Raw genomic sequence first — 12,964 nt, forward strand, 5'->3', positions numbered from 1 at the left:
GTCATCGTGATTTTTTGTCACTCTTTTCGATCCTTATCAACAAAAAAATCATCAATTGATTGAAACGGTTTGATTTTATGTTCTTTTCCTAAAGGATGTAGTGCAAAACGAGCAGAAAACAAAACAGTCATACATAATATAATCCATATGATGAAACCCATCTTGAATTCCCCTTTCCACCCAGTGATTTGTTCAGCTCACATACATCTTAAAGTATGAAACGCTTACCATATCAAGAGAAAGTAGGAGAAAAATTGGCAAACATAAGGGAGATTGCAAAAAGAGCGGGCGTATCTGTGACAACTGTATCACGTGTGTTGAATCATCATCCTTATGTCAAAGAAGATAAACGAGATCGTGTTCTTGGTGCGATGAAAGAGCTCAAATATACGAGAAACATTCAGGCTGTCCATTTAGCCAAGGGTTATTCAAATATGCTTGGCATCGTTCTTCCAACAATTGATCATTCTTATTTCAGCAGACTTGTCACAGGGATTGCAGAAAAAGCACAGGCGCGCGGCATGCATTTTGCTTTATTTCAAACAGGATATGATCCTTTAAAAGAAAAAGAAGCCTTGATGAGTTTAAAAGAGCGCCGCGTGGATGGATTAATCTTTTGCTCAAATGCGTTAAGTGATCGAGACATTTTAAGGTGGCAGGAATCCGGGCCTATCATTTTTTGCCATCCGGCGCCAATTGAAGACTGTTCAACGGTGTCAATTGCTCATGATCAAGCTTTTAAAGAAGGGCTGCATCATTTAGCAGCATGCGGGCATCAGCGAATCGCAATTGTTCTAGCCAGAATAGAAGGCGCAAACAGCCAGTCACGCCTTCAAGCTTATCAAGATATGATGAAAGCGCTCGGGCAGGAGATTGATGAAGAATGGGTCATCGAAGGGAAGCTAACACTTTTTGATGGAAAACAATTATTTACAGAGTGGCAAGAAATGAAGAATCGCCCCACAGCATTATTCATCACAAATGATGACGTATCAGCAGGCTTTTTATTAGAGGCGCAGCGTCACGATATAAAAGTAGGAGAATCTCCAGCCATACTCGGCTTTCAAAACGATCAATTAAGTGAGGCCTTGGGGATTTCCAGCATTGATATTCCGCTGAAACGAATGGGGCAGGAAGCGTTTGACTTGTTCGACCGAGCTATAAAAGGAGAGGTGCCAGAGAAAAGAATGCTGCCATTTCGCCTGATCGAGCGATCAACCACCGTTTTCAAAAACAATCGTTGACGCACGTTTCATCTGTTTTGTACGATAAGAGGGATTGAATAAGAAGGAGGTGGGGATGTTCATGGAATCCTTCACCGTTGATAAAGCGTTAAATAATAATGTCATCATTGCAAGACACCCTTCTTTGGGCGAAGTAGTTCTGATTGGGAAAGGAATTGGCTTCGGGAAAAAATCGGGTGATGTTCTCGATCAAGATACATTTGAAAAAATGTTTGTTCTTAAAAATACAAAGGAACAAACAGAATATAAACAGTTGCTTCACCACATTGATGAGAACATGATCGAGCTTGCCAATGACGTCATTTATCATATACGAGAAAAAATGGGACACCGTTTGAATGAGCATATTCATATTGCCCTAACTGACCATATTGCGTTTAGTTTTAAGCGGGTGCAGCAAGGATATGATATCACCAATCCCTTTATGCTTGAGACAAAATCGCTGTATCCGAAAGAATACGAGGTCGCAAAGGAAGTCGTTGAGCTCATTAACGAGCGTCCTGATGTCGAAACAAAGCTGCCAGAAGGAGAGATTGGTTTTATTGCGCTCCATATTCACTCAGCTTTAACGAATCGGCCATTATCTGAGGTGAACCGTCATTCGCAGCTCATCACGCAAATGGTCCAAGTCATAGAAGATTCATTTCATATGAAAGTCGACAGAGAAAGTATTCATTATTTACGCTTATTGCGCCATATTACGTTTTCGATTGAGCGTATTAAACGGGAAGAATCTTTAGAGGAGCCAGAAAAATTGCTTCATCTATTGAAAAATGAATATCCTTTATGCTACAATACTGCTTGGAAAATGATCAAAATATTACAACATGCATTGAAAAAGCCTGTACAGGATGCAGAGGCTGTCTACCTGACACTTCATCTGTACAGATTGACAAATAAAATTTCATAGTTTCCTAGAAACGTGTAACTGATTCGATCAGGCATGAGTGACTTAAGGTAAATACAGGATAAGATCCTGTTATTTGCGCAACCTTATATCACCATGCCTTTTTTTGTGTTTGAAAGTGAAATGTAAACGGTTAACTATGAAATGGATGTCAGGGAGCGTCCCGCATGTGCGTTGTAAGCGAAAATAAAAGGAGGTTCAACTAGTGTTTAAATCACTTTTTGGTGTGTTGCAAAAAATTGGACGAGCACTTATGCTTCCAGTTGCGATCCTTCCTGCTGCTGGTATTTTACTAGCACTTGGGAATGCGATGCAAAATCCGCAGCTGATTGATGTAGCTCAATTTTTAAGCAATGATACAATTCAGCTTGTTGCAAGCGTCATGGAAAATGCAGGGAACATTGTCTTCTCGAATCTTCCGCTCTTATTTGCTGTAGGGGTTGCCATCGGTCTAGCTAATGGAGACGGTGTGGCAGGGATTGCCGCAATTATCGGTTATCTTGTCATGAACGTGACAATGAGTGCCGTATTAATGGCCAATGGATCAATTCCATCTGATTCCATCAAATTGGCTAAGTTCTTTAAAGAAAGCCATCCAGCGTATATTAATATGCTTGGCATTCCGACCTTGTCTACCGGCGTCTTTGGCGGGATTATTGTCGGGGTATTAGCAGCTTATATGTATAATAAATTTTATAAAATTGAGCTTCCGCAATATCTCGGCTTCTTTGCTGGAAAACGCTTTGTTCCAATTGTTACATCTATTTCAGCACTTATTTTAGGGCTTTTGATGCTAGTCATTTGGCCGCCAATCCAAGGTGCACTGAACTCGTTCTCAACGGGACTGCTCGCAGCGAATGAGCCGCTTGCTGCCTTTGTATTCGGTGTCATTGAACGCTCATTAATTCCGTTTGGTCTGCACCACATTTTCTACTCGCCATTCTGGTATGAGTTCTTTAGTTATAAGAGCTTATCAGGTGAGCTTGTCCGTGGTGATCAGCGTATCTTCATGGCACAAATCAAAGATGGTGTTCAGCTGACAGCTGGTACATTCATGACAGGGAAATATCCGTTCATGATGTTTGGACTCCCAGCAGCAGCACTTGCGATTTACCATGAAGCAAAACCAAAGAATAAAAAGCTTGTCGCTGGAATTATGGGATCAGCAGCCCTGACTTCTTTCCTAACAGGGATTACTGAACCTCTTGAATTCTCATTCTTATTTGTTGCACCAGTGTTATTTGCAATCCACTGTGTATTTGCTGGATTATCCTTTATGATAATGGATATTCTAAACGTGAAAATCGGTATGACCTTCTCAGGAGGATTAATCGACTTCTTCTTATTCGGAATCTTGCCAAACAGAACTGCTTGGTGGCTTGTGATTCCAGTTGGTCTTGTACTTGCCGTTATTTATTACTTCGGATTTAGATTCGCTATTCGCAAATTTAATCTGAAAACGCCAGGCCGTGAGGATGAAGCAGCTGACGGTGCAAGTAGTGCTAAGTCTGAAAAGGGTAATGACTTGCCTTATGAAATTCTTGAAGCAATGGGTGACCAAGAAAACATTAAACACCTTGATGCTTGTATTACGCGTTTACGTGTTACTGTGAATGATCAGAAGAAAGTGGACAAAGACCGCTTGAAAAAGCTTGGTGCTTCAGGAGTTCTTGAAGTAGGAAACAACATTCAGGCTATCTTCGGACCACGCTCTGATAATTTAAAAACACAAATGCAGGACATCATTGCAGGCCGCACGCCTCGTCCAGCGAAAGACCCTTCTGCAAAAGAAGAAGTCAGCCAGCAGGTCGAAGAAGTCATTGCAAAACCACTTCAAAACGAGCAAGGTGAAGAAATCTTTGCTTCACCAATTACAGGGGAGCTTCATCCGATTACAGATGTACCAGATCAAGTATTCTCAGGGAAAATGATGGGTGACGGTTTCGCCATCTTGCCAACAGATGGAACGGTGGTTTCACCGGTGAAAGGGAAGATCTTAAATGTATTCCCAACGAAACACGCAATTGGCCTGCAATCTGATGGTGGACTTGAAATTTTAATCCACTTCGGTATTGATACGGTCAGCCTCAAAGGAGAAGGATTTGAAGCATTTGTACAAGAGGGAGATCAAGTAGAAATCGGTCAAAAACTCTTAGAGGTTGATATTGATAAAATTAAGTCTGAAGTACCATCTTTAATGACACCAATTGTATTTACCAACTTAAGTGAAGGACAATTTATTGACCTTCAAAAATCCGGTGAAATCAACGCTGGTCAAGAAAACATCATGAAAATTTCAAAATAATTTTCATAACTGCCGTTCTTGTTAGATGACAAGCTCGGCAGTATGATATAATATTGTGGATGTATTAATTGTATAAAAAGGAGATTGATAAAAATGGCTCAACAAACATTCAAAGTAACTGCAGATTCTGGAATTCACGCACGTCCTGCAACAGTTCTTGTACAAACTGCTAGTAAATATGATGCTGATATCAACTTAGAATATAATGGTAAAACAGTGAACCTGAAATCTATTATGGGTGTAATGTCTCTAGGAATTGCGAAAGGTGCTACAATCACTATCTCTGCTTCTGGTTCTGATGAAAATGATGCACTTGCTGCACTTAAAGACACAATGAAAAGTGAAGGCCTAGGCGAGTAATGCAACAACTGAAAGGAATCGGTGCTTCAGCAGGCGTTGCGATTGCAAAAGCATATCGTCTGGAAGAACCAGATTTAACAGTTCACCAAAAAGACATCAACGATCCAGAGACAGAAGTGAAGCGTTTTGAAGAAGCAATTCATGTTTCTAAACAAGAACTTGAAGCAATTAAAGAACATGCGCTAAAAGAGCTTGGCCAAGACAAAGCAGATATCTTTTCTGCACACCTTCTTGTGTTAAGTGATCCAGAGCTGCTAAACCCAGTAAAGGATAAAATCAACTCTGATAAAGTAAATGCTGAATTTGCTTTAAAAGAAACAGCGACAATGTTTGTCACAATGTTCGAAGCAATGGACAATGAATACATGAAGGAACGTGCAGCGGATATTCGCGACGTAACAAAACGTGTAACTGGACATTTGCTAGGCGTTGACATTCCGAATCCAAGCATGATTTCTGAAGAAGTCATCATCATTGCTGAAGATTTGACTCCTTCCGATACAGCTCAGCTGAACAGACAATTTGTCAAAGGTTTTGCGACAGATATCGGCGGTCGTACTTCTCACTCAGCAATTATGGCAAGATCAATGGAGATTCCAGCCGTTGTTGGAACAAAAGAAGCAACAAAAACGGTGAAAAACAATGATCTGATCATTGTTGATGGTATTAGCGGAGACGTCATCATTCAGCCTTCTGAAGATGAAGTGAAAGCGTATCAAAAAAAGCATGAAGACTACTTAGCTCAAAAAGCGGAATGGGCGAAACTTGTTGATCAGCCAACGGTCACAAAAGACGGCGTTCACGTAGAGCTAGCTGCAAATATCGGAACACCTGAAGATGTAAAAGGTGTACTTGAAAATGGCGGCGAAGCAGTCGGATTGTACCGTACTGAATTTTTATACATGGGCAGAGATCAGCTTCCTACAGAAGAAGAGCAGTTCAATGCATATAAAACTGTTTTAGAGAGAATGGAAGGCAAAGCAGTGGTTGTCCGCACACTAGATATTGGTGGCGATAAAGAACTTCCTTACTTGCAGCTTCCAAAAGAAATGAACCCGTTTCTTGGCTTTAGAGCGATCCGCCTTTGCCTCGAAGAACAGGAGATTTTCAGAACACAACTACGTGCCTTACTTCGTGCAAGTACATATGGAAACTTGAAAATCATGTTCCCTATGATCGCGACGTTATCAGAATTTAGAGAAGCAAAAGCCATTTTACTTGAAGAAAAAGAAGCATTGGTTGCCGCTGGTACAGACGTATCCGATTCCATTGAAATCGGTATAATGGTAGAAATTCCATCAACAGCTGTCATCGCAGACCAATTTGCAAAAGAGGTTGATTTCTTCAGTATTGGAACGAATGACTTGATTCAATACACAATGGCTGCTGATCGAATGAACGAACGAGTGTCTTATCTTTACCAGCCTTACAATCCAGCGATTTTACGTCTGATTACGCTTGTTATTGAAGCAGCGCATAAAGAAGGTAAATGGGTTGGCATGTGCGGTGAGATGGCAGGAGATGAAATCGCCATTCCTCTTCTACTTGGATTAGGATTAGATGAATTCTCAATGAGTGCAACATCTATTCTTCCAGCAAGAACTCAGCTAAGCAAGCTTTCTAAGGAAGAAGCTGCATCATTTAAAGAGCATATTTTATCACTTAGCACTACAGAAGAAGTGGTTGATTTCGTGAAGAAAACGTTTCAACAAAACTAAGTGAATTCAAACCAGACAGTCACCCTGTCTGGTTTTTTTGTCGAATTTTATCATATTGGGTCATATCCGTCAGAGAGAAGGGCATTCTATAAGAAAAATGGAGGTGACCAGATTGCCTTTCTCAGACTATCAACCGGGTGATCAAGTCTATGTGATTTATCGAAATCCACATGCAGCAAACGTAGCACAAATCAAAGAAGCAGAAATTGTTTCACATCCATACAACGAAGAGGAGCTTGCCCTATTTTTACTTGAAACGTACCATCCTTTAGCTCCAGATGATGCGGTCTTTTCGACATATGAAGAAGCAGAAGCTCTTTATCAAGATTTGTTTGAATAAGGGAGATTTTAGAAAGGATAAAAGCCATCCTGCACGGTTAAAGTAACGGTATGAAAACCTATAGGGTAAGGATGTGCTAAATATGATCAAACCTTTTGTGCCCCAGCTTGTGTACATTGAACCACGGGCGTTAGAGTACCCGTTAGGACGAGAACTGAAGGAAAAGTTCGAGGGTATGGGGATTGAAATAAGGGAAACGACTTCACATAACCAAGTAAGAAATATTCCGGGTAAAAATGACTTGCAAAAGTATCGTAATGCGAAATCAACGCTTGTCATTGGTGTGAGGAAAACATTGAAGTTCGATACGTCTAAACCATCTGCAGAGTATGCGATCCCATTTGCGACAGGCTGTATGGGGCATTGCCATTATTGCTATCTGCAAACGACGATGGGAAGTAAGCCATACATTCGAACATATGTGAATGTTGAAGAAATATTAGATCAGGCGGAGCAGTACATGAACGAACGTGCGCCAGAAATCACGAGATTTGAAGCTTCTTGTACGTCAGATATTGTAGGAATTGACCATCTGACACATACACTAAAGACAGCAATTGAATACTTCGGCCAGACTGATCTTGGCAAGCTTCGCTTTGTGACCAAATTTCATCATGTCGATCATTTACTTGATGCAAAGCATAATGGCCGGACAAGATTTCGCTTTAGCATCAATGCAGATTATGTCATTAAATATTTCGAACCTGGTACATCACCGTTAGATCAGCGGATTGAAGCGGCTGTCAAGGTTGCGAAAGCGGGTTATCCTCTTGGCTTTATTATTGCCCCAATCTACATTCACGAAGGCTGGCAGGAAGGATATAAAGTTCTTTTTGAAAAGCTCGATGCAGCTTTACCTGAAGATGTGAGGCACGATATCACCTTTGAAATGATCCAGCATCGTTTTACAAAACCAGCGAAGCGTGTGATCCAAAAAAACTATCCGAAATCAAAATTAGAATTAGATGAAGAAAAAAGACGTTACAAGTGGGGTAGATATGGAATTGGGAAATATATCTATCAAAAAGATGAGGAACAAGAACTAAGACAGACGTTAGAATCATATATCGATCAGTACTTTCCGAATGCAAAAATTGAATATTTTACTTAAAGCAAGCCTTTATGGCTTGTTTTTTCTATTTAAATTTTCTCACAACTATTGAATGCGGTATCAATAATGCCGATATATATAACAAGGTATGAAAGTAGGATATAGGGGTGTGAGGAGATGTTTAAGAAACTTCAAGTGAGAATAGCTGTTTTCATCTCAGTTATTTTAATTTTAACCGTTGTGGCAGTTCAAGTGGGTTCCAACTTGGTATTAACACCACTGATTGAACGAGATGCAAAAACGACCGCCACAGCAACGGCAGAAAGCCTGAAAGATATTATTACAGAAAAGCTTGATAATTACGGCAATACCATTAACAAATTGGCAACAGGTAAAATAACTGAAGAGTTTGCGCAAAAACAAACAAAGCAAACACTGGATTTTGAAAAAAGTGCAATAAAAAACCTCCAGGAACAGGATAAACTCATTTCGTTTGCTTATATTGGAACAACTGATGGCAAAATGCTCGGCTTCCCGGAGTTCGATCTTGGCCAAGGGTATGATCCATCTAAACAAGGCTGGTTTAAACAAGCAGCCGAAAAGCCTGATCAGGTTGTTTGGACAGATCCATATATTGATGAAGCAACGAAAAAAGTGATTGTTTCAGCCACGAAGGCGATTGTCAAAAATGGAAAGGTCATTGGAGTCGCTGGACTTGATTTGAAGCTCTCCTCCATTCAATCTTATATAAATGAACAAGAAATCCCTTATAAAGGGACCGCTTTCTTAGTTGATAACACAGGCACCATTTTGGCGCATCCAACACAGCAAGGAAAAAACATATCAAAGGTCTCCTCTGTGAAAAAAGCGCTTGACAACTCAGGTATTGATGACAGCAAAGAACTGACGGTTATATCTAAAATCAAAGAAGCCGATTGGACGGTTGGCGTGAGCTTTGAGAAAAAGAAACTGCTTTGGATTACAGAACAAATGAATCAGACAAGTATCATTATATCCGTCATTGCCATTATTCTTGCGATGATCCTCAGCTTATTATTGGCAAGAAGCATTACAACGCCAATCAAGCGTCTAACAGGGCATGTGCGTAAGGTGTCAGAAGGCGATTTAACAAGTACGCTTGAAGTGAAGTCCAAAGATGAAATTGGTCTCCTCACGAAAAGCTTTAATCAAATGATAGAGGACATTAGGGAGTTAATTGAAAAAGTGAAAGGGGCTTCAGATCAAGTTGTGACATCAACGGATGAAGTGACCCAAATTTCAAATGAAACCCTGCTGTCGAGCGAGCAGATTGCAACGGCCATTCAAGAGGTGGCAACAGGGGCGTCTAAGCAGGCTTCAGATGCAGAAACGATTAATGAGAAATCAGAGCATTTGTATGAGAAAGTGCGCCATATGGGTGAGCTTGCCTCACAAATGCAAACCAACTCAAAATCATCAGAAGACGCAAGCTATAAAGGGCTAGATGCACTTGGGGTGCTCGTTCAAAAATCAACAAAAGCGAGCGAAGAATCGAAAAAGGTAGAGCAAATGCTGCTAGACCTGGAGCATAAAACAAAAAATATTGAAAATGTAGTGACAGCCATTTCTCAAATCTCGGATCAAACGAATTTACTTGCACTGAATGCAAGCATTGAAGCAGCGAGAGCTGGAGAAAGCGGACGAGGCTTTGCTGTTGTTGCAGAAGAAGTCAGAAAGCTTGCTGAACAATCTGCGGAATCAACAAAACACATTAGTGAAACCGTTAAACTCATTCAAGATGAATCGAAGAAGGCGGCTGAAGCGATGACAGTAGCAAGTAAGATGAATGAGGAACAAGGTGACGCCATTAATGCAACAGGCGAGGCACTCAGCAGCATCACAATGGAAATGCAGGCACTTGTCGGATCAATCGACAGCATTCATACACAGATCAATGAAATGACAGAAGAACAGCAGAAGATGAGTGATTCCATTCAAAGCATTGCTGCAATTTCTGAAGAATCTGCGGCTTCAGCTGAGGAAGTACATGCGTCTACAGATGAACAAGTCCAAGCGTTAGAAAGAACGAAAACTTCGACTGAAATGCTGAACGAATCAAGCCAGGCGTTACGTCAGGCGGTTGACAGATTTAAGGTGTAATCAAGCAGAAAGGAACCTTGCGGCGTGAGCAAGGTTCTTTTTGTATGATAAAATAAAGCAGAGGAGGTGTTGACATGAATGTCAATTTATCTGGAAAAAAAGCATTGGTCGCTGCAAGCAGTCAAGGTATTGGAAAAGCCATTGCCTTTGCTCTAGCAAAAGAGGGAGCTGATGTCATGCTTTCAGGAAGGCATGAGCACACGCTGAAAGAAACGTTAAAAGAATTATCTCCGCTTGTAAAAGGAAAGCTGACTTATCAAGTATGTGATGTGTCTGACGCGCAGCAAATCAAGGCGCTAGTTCAAGCGGCAGCTGGTGATGAGAAGTATCTAGACATTCTTGTGAACAATACAGGCGGGCCTAAAACAGGGACGCTTGAAACCTTAACAGATGAAGACTGGATGGAATCATTTCAGCTTCATTTACTCAGCTATATTCGATTATTAAAAGAGGCCTTGCCTTACTTGCAAAAACGCGGTGCACGCGTGTTAAACATTGCGTCTATGTCAGTAAAAGAACCGATCCCAGGCTTGATGCTGTCAAATACTTTTAGACCGGCTATTGTGGGCTGGACAAAAACAGCCGCTCAGGAGCTTGCCAAGGATGGGATTTTGATTAATACGTTAGCCCCAGGAAAAATTGAAACAGACCGAGTCAAACAGCTGGACAAGCACCGCGCGCAGGCAGAGCACCAAACGGTTGAAGAAATCAAAGCACAGGCTGAACATGCGATTCCGCTTGGCCGTTATGGACAGCCAGAGGAATTTGCAGCATATGCAGCTTTTCTTTTATCTGAAGCAAGTACATATATGACAGGTCAAACACTTATCATTGATGGTGGATTGACAAAGTCTCTTTGAGGAGGAATAAGTGATGACAATCAAAACAGTTGGTTTTATTGGAATTGGTGTAATGGGACGCAGTATGGCAGAACATTTAATGGATGCAGGTTATGAAGTTCTCGTTTATACAAGAACAAAAGCAAAAGCAGATGCACTCATTCAAAAAGGCGCATCATGGAAGCCGGCAGTGAAGGAAATTGCAGAACATGCAGATGCTGTCATCACAATGGTAGGATATCCATCAGATGTAGAAGAAATCTATTTAGGTGAAGAGGGGCTTGTGGCATATGCTACGCCTGGTACTTATCTAATTGATATGACTACATCGAAGCCTCAGCTGGCAAAAGATATTGAAGTGAAAGCGAAAGAAAAAGGGCTGTTTGCCTTAGATGCACCAGTTTCTGGCGGAGACGTAGGCGCAAAAAATGGAACGCTTGCGATCATGATTGGCGGAGAAAAATCAGCCTATGAAGCGTGTCTGCCCTTATTTGAGAAAATGGGTGAAAACATTCAATATCAAGGACCTGCAGGAAGCGGCCAGCATACCAAAATGTGTAACCAAATTGCGATTGCAGCAGGCATGGTAGGTGTCGCAGAGGCTATGGCCTATGCCGAAAAATCAGGACTTGATCCAGAGCACGTGCTCAAAAGTATTACAACGGGCGCGGCAGGAAGCTGGTCCTTGTCAAACCTTGCACCAAGAATGCTGAAAGGTGATTTCGAGCCAGGGTTCTACGTGAAGCATTTTATTAAAGATATGGGCATAGCACTTGAAGAAGCAGAGCTGATGGGAGAAGAAATGCCAGGACTCTCACTTGCAAAGTCACTATATGAAAAGCTGAGTGAGCAGGGAGAAGAAAACAGCGGCACACAGAGTATATATAAATTATGGGTGAAATAAAAAAGCCTGTCCCATATAGGGGACAGGTTTTTTGCTCTTATTTTCCGATGAATTGCTGCGTCCAGTAGTTGCCAGATTTCACATAACCAACACCAATATGTGTATAGTTTTTGTTTAAGATATTGGCTCTGTGACCTTCACTGTTCATCCAAGCAGTCACCACTTCTTGAGGAGATCTTTGACCTTGGGCAATGTTTTCACCTGCTGATTTGTAAGTGATCCCGAATTGCTTCATTTGATCAAATGGAGATCCGTAAGTTGGGCTTGTATGAGAGAAGTAGTTTTTATCTTTCATATCTTGAGATTTTGCGCGAGCAGATTTGCTTAGCTTTGAATCAACAGAAAGTGCTTTTAATCCTTGCTTTGCACGCTCTTTGTTTGTAAGCTCAACGACTTCTTTTTCAAATGCATTCAAGCTGCTGTCTGCTTTTGCTGCTGTTGTGTCTTTTTGGTCAGCTTTTGTATTGTTATTGTTGTTTGTGTTTTGTTTTGCTGGCGTACTTGGTTTAGAAGCAGTAGGTTTTTTCACTGATTCTTGTTTTTGTTCATTTTTTGCTTTGTTTACTTCTTTCACCACTTTTGTGCCAGTAACAGGTTGACCGCTTTTGATTAGCTTGTTTAAAAGAGCTTCGATCTCTTTTTGATTCGACTTGCTTAGCTTGTTTACATCTGAAGAGATATGTAATTTTGCAGCTAATGTATGAAGATCAATAGTTTGATGCTGTACTTGTATCACTTGTTTCAGGTTAAGCTCCTTCGCATCAGCTGAATGTCCCCCAGTGAACGTGATGAGTGCAGCAGCCGTTAGCGCTGAAAAAAAGAATGATTTCTTCTTCATATTGTAACTCCTCCTAAAATCTTTGTTTTGTTTTCTCACAGAAAATCATAACATGGACTTTTTGTTATAAACGTACCAGCATCCTCCATTGACAAGGCCTTTTTGTCATTTTTGTTAAAGTCATAAAAAAATCCGCCTCATATCAATGGCTAGGGGATTCTTCCATTTAATGAAAACGACATAAACATACCAATATTTTAAAGTGTTAGTATATTTTTTTTCATAATAGGGATTGACAGCTTTTTTTCACTTGTTTCGCTGTAACAACTATTACAAAAGTGTTACAATAATGAGTGGTAATTGTAAAAGATTGAAAGGA

12 protein-coding genes and 1 pseudogene are annotated in these 12,964 nt (G+C 40.8%); 11 read left to right on the forward strand and 2 right to left on the reverse strand.

From position 1 onward, the window contains the following. Positions 1 to 17: 17 nt before the first annotated feature. The gene (locus ACQYAC_RS00715; RefSeq protein ID WP_162900848.1) at positions 18 to 161 is read right to left on the reverse strand and encodes a hypothetical protein; all 144 of its coding nucleotides are present in this window, start codon (positions 159 to 161) and stop codon (positions 18 to 20) included. A 93-nt stretch (positions 162 to 254) separates the two neighbouring features. Here ACQYAC_RS00715 and ACQYAC_RS00720 point away from each other — a divergent pair, with 93 nt between their 5' ends. The 11 genes and pseudogenes from ACQYAC_RS00720 (at position 255) to ACQYAC_RS00770 (ending at position 11,807) form a co-directional block, all read left to right on the forward strand. Then, positions 255 to 1,244 carry a LacI family DNA-binding transcriptional regulator gene (locus ACQYAC_RS00720; protein WP_429942559.1) on the forward strand — a complete coding sequence of 330 codons (990 nt, stop codon included), beginning with the start codon at positions 255 to 257 and terminating at the stop codon, positions 1,242 to 1,244. Positions 1,245 to 1,299: 55 nt separating this feature from the next. Beyond that, positions 1,300 to 2,154: a glucose PTS transporter transcription antiterminator GlcT gene (glcT, locus tag ACQYAC_RS00725; RefSeq protein WP_003212366.1), complete on the forward strand. Its 855-nt coding sequence runs from the start codon at positions 1,300 to 1,302 to the stop codon at positions 2,152 to 2,154. Between the two features lie 202 nt (positions 2,155 to 2,356). After that, complete coding sequence (gene ptsG, locus ACQYAC_RS00730) at positions 2,357 to 4,456, forward strand: glucose-specific PTS transporter subunit IIBC (RefSeq protein ID WP_058014136.1); 2,100 nt, start codon at positions 2,357 to 2,359, stop codon at positions 4,454 to 4,456. Between the two features lie 93 nt (positions 4,457 to 4,549). Further along, positions 4,550 to 4,816: a phosphocarrier protein HPr gene (locus ACQYAC_RS00735; protein WP_003211078.1), complete on the forward strand. Its 267-nt coding sequence runs from the start codon at positions 4,550 to 4,552 to the stop codon at positions 4,814 to 4,816. Further along, complete coding sequence (ptsP, locus tag ACQYAC_RS00740) at positions 4,816 to 6,534, forward strand: phosphoenolpyruvate--protein phosphotransferase (protein WP_429942560.1); 1,719 nt, start codon at positions 4,816 to 4,818, stop codon at positions 6,532 to 6,534. Before ACQYAC_RS00735 ends, ptsP begins: the two co-directional genes overlap by 1 nt. Before the next feature lie 97 nt (positions 6,535 to 6,631). After that, entirely contained in the window at positions 6,632 to 6,874 is a 243-nt protein-coding gene (locus ACQYAC_RS00745; protein WP_058014134.1) for a transcriptional regulator SplA domain-containing protein, read from the forward strand. 82 nt (positions 6,875 to 6,956) lie between these two features. After that, on the forward strand, positions 6,957 to 7,985 hold the full coding sequence (splB, locus tag ACQYAC_RS00750) for a spore photoproduct lyase (RefSeq protein ID WP_058014133.1): 1,029 nt from the start codon (positions 6,957 to 6,959) through the stop codon (positions 7,983 to 7,985). Positions 7,986 to 8,102: 117 nt separating this feature from the next. Then, a pseudogene (locus ACQYAC_RS00755) lies at positions 8,103 to 9,125 on the forward strand (HAMP domain-containing protein); the annotation flags it as partial. Continuing rightward, positions 9,117 to 10,064, forward strand: coding sequence for a methyl-accepting chemotaxis protein (locus ACQYAC_RS00760; RefSeq protein ID WP_429942778.1), 948 nt, complete (start codon positions 9,117 to 9,119; stop codon positions 10,062 to 10,064). The pseudogene ACQYAC_RS00755 and the gene ACQYAC_RS00760, both read left to right, overlap by 9 nt. A 74-nt stretch (positions 10,065 to 10,138) precedes the next feature. Then, positions 10,139 to 10,924, forward strand: a complete 786-nt coding sequence (locus tag ACQYAC_RS00765; protein WP_429942561.1) for an SDR family oxidoreductase — start codon at positions 10,139 to 10,141, stop codon at positions 10,922 to 10,924. Positions 10,925 to 10,937: 13 nt separating this feature from the next. Further along, positions 10,938 to 11,807, forward strand: coding sequence for an NAD(P)-dependent oxidoreductase (locus ACQYAC_RS00770; RefSeq protein WP_339165658.1), 870 nt, complete (start codon positions 10,938 to 10,940; stop codon positions 11,805 to 11,807). A 37-nt stretch (positions 11,808 to 11,844) separates the two neighbouring features. On the opposite strand, the gene ACQYAC_RS00775 is transcribed toward ACQYAC_RS00770, so the two are convergent. Beyond that, the gene (locus ACQYAC_RS00775; protein ID WP_058014129.1) at positions 11,845 to 12,645 is read right to left on the reverse strand and encodes a CAP domain-containing protein; all 801 of its coding nucleotides are present in this window, start codon (positions 12,643 to 12,645) and stop codon (positions 11,845 to 11,847) included. Positions 12,646 to 12,964 lie beyond the last annotated feature (319 nt).

It is taken from the genome of Bacillus sp. MM09(2025), assembly GCF_050496725.1.
In the GTDB taxonomy this organism is placed as follows: Bacteria; Bacillota; Bacilli; order Bacillales; family Bacillaceae; genus Bacillus; species Bacillus pumilus.

Coding starts and splice junctions, on each gene's coding strand:
- ACQYAC_RS00715 (WP_162900848.1), bottom strand. CDS start 161: ATGGGTTTCATCATATGGATTATATTATGTATGACTGTTTTGTTTTCT.
- glcT (WP_003212366.1), top strand. CDS start 1,300: ATGTTCATGGAATCCTTCACCGTTGATAAAGCGTTAAATAATAATGTC.
- ACQYAC_RS00735 (WP_003211078.1), top strand. CDS start 4,550: ATGGCTCAACAAACATTCAAAGTAACTGCAGATTCTGGAATTCACGCA.
- ptsP (WP_429942560.1), top strand. CDS start 4,816: ATGCAACAACTGAAAGGAATCGGTGCTTCAGCAGGCGTTGCGATTGCA.
- ACQYAC_RS00745 (WP_058014134.1), top strand. CDS start 6,632: ATGGAGGTGACCAGATTGCCTTTCTCAGACTATCAACCGGGTGATCAA.
- splB (WP_058014133.1), top strand. CDS start 6,957: ATGATCAAACCTTTTGTGCCCCAGCTTGTGTACATTGAACCACGGGCG.
- ACQYAC_RS00760 (WP_429942778.1), top strand. CDS start 9,117: ATGATAGAGGACATTAGGGAGTTAATTGAAAAAGTGAAAGGGGCTTCA.
- ACQYAC_RS00765 (WP_429942561.1), top strand. CDS start 10,139: ATGAATGTCAATTTATCTGGAAAAAAAGCATTGGTCGCTGCAAGCAGT.
- ACQYAC_RS00770 (WP_339165658.1), top strand. CDS start 10,938: ATGACAATCAAAACAGTTGGTTTTATTGGAATTGGTGTAATGGGACGC.
- ACQYAC_RS00775 (WP_058014129.1), bottom strand. CDS start 12,645: ATGAAGAAGAAATCATTCTTTTTTTCAGCGCTAACGGCTGCTGCACTC.